This is a genomic window from Nostoc sp. FACHB-888 (genome assembly GCF_014696655.1).
GTDB lineage: Bacteria > Cyanobacteriota > Cyanobacteriia > Cyanobacteriales > Nostocaceae > Nostoc.
The window spans coordinates 1-5,313 of the sequence record NZ_JACJQM010000247.1; the positions used below are offsets into that span (position 1 = coordinate 1).

The following is a 5,313-nucleotide window of genomic DNA, read 5'->3' on the forward strand; positions in this document are numbered from 1 at the left end:
CTCTTTCAGAGACGCGAACGCGAACGCCAACGAGACGCTACGCGAATGCAGGGAAGGGGTTGGGGTTAGGTCTGTATTGAACTCAAATGCAAACCGCTATACCTTCGCCAAAAAAAGAGTATGAAGAGAGAGGGCGCTCTGTAGTAGAGTTATTGTCTTCCCAAACGACAACTCAAAAGCTACAATTGCCCATGTTCGATATCCTATCACTTTTATAATGCCTGCTACCGCAGATCAACGCTACGACGATGCGCCCAATCAGGGCGAACGCACGGTATTTCTGAAACCCTTGCTGGATAAGGGTCTTGACGAAAAAATAGGCTAAATTTAAAAACGCTGAAACCCTTGCTATTAAAGGATTTTTATACTTTAGATGCGTTTGCCCTATGCGCCCAATGAACCAGATCATCAGGGAGCATCCCAGTTTTTACCACAATCGTTACAGTGATATTCTTGTTTACTTCCTGCCTTGCCGTTCTTCTTAATGTTGTTTGACCAGCAGCTAGAACACGATACCGCTATACCCGCAGCAACGTTGTTAGCAACAGATGTATTTACAGGGGTTTCGGCTATATCTGTTGTTAGTGTTGATTGGCTGGCAACAGCATCCGCAACACTAAAGACGGGTGTAATTTGGTTGCAGGTGTAACAGCCAAATGAGGGTAGCTCAATAAAATATGGTTTCTTATTTGGTTCTATTACTAAAGCAAAACGATAGGCATTAGGGTCAGTTTTATTTAGTCCTAATTCATCATTACTACTATTACAAAACTCCGTTAACCTATCTGCAATCTGCTTGAGTTTTAATTCCTCATCAGTTGTAAATTGGTTTGAGTTTGTGATAGCGTCATAGCAATTTTGACCGATATGGACATTTACACCACTGTTCCAATCTGAGCGATCGCACCCAGGATACTCGCTTATATTCGCATTTTGACCAATGAATATTGCACCTAAGTTTTGGTGTGATGCCTGTTTGATGATGAAATTGATATTAGCAGCAATAGTTAATTTTTTGTCCTTAGTATGCCTCATTGTCGAGTCAACTTCATCAAATAGCCAAAGCTCAAACTGTTTTCTTGACTCCTGACCATTAGCACGGATATCTACTTTTTTAGCTAACCAAGCGATCGCTTTTTCCGATTCGGCGTGAGTTGTGCCAGCAACGGGAATAGTCCAGTAATTTTTAAGTGAATCGTGCTGAGGGTTGTAAAGTTTAGCTGTCCCTGGTCGATTTTTAAGAATACAAACAACCAAGTTTTCAGCAGTGGGAGACTTCCCGCTTTCAGTGCCTCCGGTAATTCTCACTCTTGTCCAAGCTTTGACCGTTGCCTCAAACTTGCTAGCAGGTATCCAAAGTTTGCTGATTTCATCTTGGCTTGATTCCCGCTTTTTAACGCGTCGGGTTTGGACTTCTAGAACCATGTGACCACCACGAGCATTGTATTTAAACCTAGGTGTATTCATAGCTCCTGAGACTTCCTTAAGCTTCTCTGGTGCGTCGTTGGTGTTAAGCAGACTAGCCGCAATAAACCGGGAACCATTACGCCCAACATAAAACACTAGCCTATACCCTGTCTCGATATCATCCCAGTCAACTGCATCCATGACGACGCCAACACCGGAGTAGTAATCAATGATTAAATTGCCTACTCTGCTTTGTTCTGTCGCACCGGGGAACCTGCAGGGCGGCCGCATCTAAATTACTCTTGATCAAAACCAAAGTTGAACATCAACGATAAAATCAGCATTTACTGCTTAATTTACTTTTAGAGACTCAAAGCGATCGCTAAATATTTTCGCAATAAGAGGAGATTAATGATAAAAGTACAAGTTCTATTGAGAATAGACTAGTCTTGTTGACATGATGCGGCCGCCCTGGGGGAACCTGTAAGGCAAAGCTAACTCGTTTAGCTTGTGCTGTAGCCGTACAATCTCAATTTGTAATGCTTCAATCTGGTCAGATTGATTTATTCTCTCATAAGTTACATTTTTAAAATCTTCTTCGTAAGCAGTAGTGACATTATCAGCAAACTCCTGCTTAATTGCTTGGAAGTTCTTTTGATAAGTGGATACAACCAATTGATTTTTAGTTAGCCAAGTAGCGTTTAATTCTTTAATCAATTGCTCATGCTGGGTAACAGTCATAACATTTTGTAACTGACTTGACAAGTAAGTAATTACAGACTTGTAAGCCTTCACCTTTAACATTGCCCCAGTGCTAATAATCTCATGTTGCATAGCCAAAGATATTTCTATCAAGTCTTTAGCATTAGTTTGACTGATTACCATATTAACTTGAATATTAAATAAGTTAATATATTTATCAAGTTCATAGCTCAATACATCCCAATCTTTAGCTAGATTAGGGTATCTTTTAGATAGAGATTCTATTAAAGCAGTCAACGAAGAATTAAAATCATTGAAACTATCTCTTAAAATCTCTGTAGAAAGTTTAGCATTAGCCGTCTGTAGAGATTTCGATTGGTGTGATTTTTGGCTTACTTCCTGACGTAGCTTGTTAATCCATACCAAAAACTGTGCTGATTCTTGCTTGAGTTTAGTGATAGCGATCTCTTGTGATGATAATTTTTTATCTCTATCGACTAACTCTTTGACCTTAGTTGATGTCAAACTACGTTCAAGGAATAAATTCTCTGAGACTTCTTTAGCCTCTAACTCAACAGTTTTGAGATGATTTTTATATATCCTTTGAGATGAATCAACTTTTAATTGAACAGCAGCTAGAAAGCCAACTGAAGCGCTAATAACCCAAGTACTAGAAGCCTTGGCAGGGGTAAATAATAGTAAAATACCTACACCAACACAACCAACAGCCCCAAAGGTAACACTATTTATTAGTCTATCAAAATTGCTCATATTACCAATAATTAATAAGGGAAGTCCTGTAACTCCCCATCGTTTTTACTCGACTGTTTCAACACAAGAAAGATTTAGCACGCACACACTTTATATAAACGATGGTACTTAAGTATTGGGTGTTTTAGTTAATAATGAACAGCTCCCAAGTGGCGTGCCAATACAGTTAGGCTTCATGGTGTAGCCTGTTCAGGTGTTGAAGACTCGGTGATTGTTAGAGAGCGAATTAACTCTCGAATTACATCAGTTGCTGGTCTACCTGTGATTGCACAATACTTTGCAAGTTTTTCGCTTTCACTAGATGTCAGATTTAGTGTAATTCGTTTAACAGCCCATTTTTTATTCATGACTTACTCTTGCTTTTAAATTTTTTTTAATTGTCTAGACTTACAAGGTCAGATGCTCCTGTTAACAAATAATCGCTTCAGCCAGATGTTAACCACAGCATACTTGCCGTAAAACTATTTTTAGCACATCCTTTACCAGGGTATTTACCCGCTAGCAAAAAATTTACTGATAAATTATTAATATGAAATTTAGACCAAGTTTAAAATCGCTTCCATTTTCTGTAGATATTGTTAACAAGGCGCACTCAAAGCCAGAGAAGCAAAAGGCTTGTTCCAAGCAAGAACTACCGATTAGATTTCGGTTAACACTATTTTTATATATAGCAATTCAATATTTATCTGTTCTTTACCTAGAGGTTGAATTAGATAAGCTAAACTCTAAATACGAATTGATGCTTAATTACTATATTTAACTCTATAAGTTAACTAAAAGTTAATGCCTCTGGAAAACTTTCTCGAGGCATTAATATTTAATAAATTTTGAATATCTGCCGTTAGTAGAGAAAAGCAATAAAGCTTATGTACAAAAGTAGAGGTTTAGTAATTGCTTAAATGCTTTCAACCTCTCAGTATTCTACTTTTGATTTAAGCAAATCGTTAGAACACTTTCAAGAAAAAATCACGAAACTTTTAGAATTAACGAATATCTCAGAATGGGATGGACAGCTTTTCAGATAACGTGAGAAAAAAATTAAACCAAAAGTGTTTTGCTTACTAGCTAATGCGACGAATGTGTGGCATTTGAATAGGGATTTCAATTACAAATTCTGCTCCTTTCCTGGAAGTGGAAATACATTGCAGCGATCCATGATGTAGTTCGGTTACAATTTGATGGCTGATTGACATTCCTAACCCTGTACCTTTACCGGCGGGCTTAGTTGTAAAGAAAGGGTCAAACACTCGTTTTTGAATATTTTCTGGTATTCCTAAGCCATTGTCAGCAATTCTAATTGCAATACGATCGCTTCCTTGAACCTTTGTATTAATCCAAATCATAGGCGATTGGATACAACTGTGAAGATTCTCCATACCCTCTCTTATGGCATCAATTGCATTGCTGAGAATATTCATAAAAACCTGATTCATTTTCCCCGGATAACACTCTATTTTAGGTAAGGAGCCATATTCTTTAACTACCTGAATTTCCCGCTGATCTGGTGTTGGCTTCAAATGCCTATGGAGAATCATAAGTGTGCTTTCTAGACCTTCGTGAATATCTACTAGTTTGACTTCAGCTTCGTCATGGCGGGAAAAGTTACGGAAAGAGTTAACAATACCAGAAATCCGTTCAGTTCCAATTTCCATAGAGAAAAGGATTTTAGGCAGGTCTTCGAGCAAATATTGCAAATCTATTTCTTTTCCTTTAGCTACAATCTCTGGGGTAGCATGGGGAAACTGATTTTGATAAAGCTTTAATAGTTCTACCAAGCTTTGAGCATAGTCATTGACATGAAAAAGATTAGCGTGTATGAAGTTAACCGGATTGTTAATTTCATGAGCTAAACCCGCAGCTAGCTGACCTAGTGTGGCTAACTTTTCTGTCTGCACAAGCTGAACTTGAGTTTTTTGTAGTTTGTACAGAGCTTTGGAAAGTTCCTGAGTTCGTTCTACTACCCTGTGTTCTAATTCCTGAGTTAACTTCTGTAAAGCTGTTTCCGCAATAGTACGTTCTATAATTTCCTGTTTTAGACGAATATTTTGCTCATCTAGCGCTAAGTTCAAGTAATTTCGCAACTTGATATGGATTTGGATACGCGCTAACACCTCTGCTTGCTGAAAGGGCTTGGTAATATAATCTACAGCACCTAAAGAAAGACCTTTAACCTTATCTACCGTATCGTTAAGAGCAGTCATAAAAATGACCGGAATATCTTTTGTAAGTGGATTCTGCTTAAGTTGGTAACAGGTTTCAAATCCATCAATTCCTGCCATCATGATATCCAACAAGATTAAGTCTGGTGGATCGTATTCAACTTGCTCAATAGCGCTTTCGCCACTAGTTGCGACTGCGACTTCAAAGCCAGCGTCAGTCAGAGCGTCTGAAAATACTTCTAGGTTTGTAGGGGTATCATCTACAATCAAGACT

The 5,313-nt window shown here is 38.3% G+C and carries 4 protein-coding genes; all 4 read right to left on the minus strand.

The features are described from left to right. Positions 1 to 408: 408 nt before the first annotated feature. A complete protein-coding gene (locus tag H6G26_RS38035; protein WP_190736851.1) occupies positions 409 to 1,698 on the minus strand; it encodes a hypothetical protein in 1,290 nt (429 codons plus the stop codon). A 138-nt stretch (positions 1,699 to 1,836) separates the two neighbouring features. Continuing rightward, the gene (locus H6G26_RS38040; protein ID WP_190736853.1) at positions 1,837 to 2,880 is read right to left on the minus strand and encodes a hypothetical protein; all 1,044 of its coding nucleotides are present in this window, start codon (positions 2,878 to 2,880) and stop codon (positions 1,837 to 1,839) included. Positions 2,881 to 3,053: 173 nt separating this feature from the next. Further along, complete coding sequence (locus H6G26_RS38045; RefSeq protein WP_190736855.1) at positions 3,054 to 3,227, minus strand: CopG family transcriptional regulator; 174 nt, start codon at positions 3,225 to 3,227, stop codon at positions 3,054 to 3,056. A 714-nt stretch (positions 3,228 to 3,941) separates the two neighbouring features. Then, positions 3,942 to 5,313, minus strand: a 1,372-nt coding sequence (locus tag H6G26_RS38050) for a response regulator (protein ID WP_190736857.1), incomplete at its 5' end; no start/stop codon positions are given.

What these genes read in the sequence shown, in the direction of transcription:
- H6G26_RS38040 (WP_190736853.1), bottom strand. Translation starts at nt 2,880, where the DNA reads ATGAGCAATTTTGATAGACTAATAAATAGTGTTACCTTTGGGGCTGTT.
- H6G26_RS38035 (WP_190736851.1), bottom strand. Translation starts at nt 1,698, where the DNA reads ATGCGGCCGCCCTGCAGGTTCCCCGGTGCGACAGAACAAAGCAGAGTA.
- H6G26_RS38045 (WP_190736855.1), bottom strand. Translation starts at nt 3,227, where the DNA reads ATGAATAAAAAATGGGCTGTTAAACGAATTACACTAAATCTGACATCT.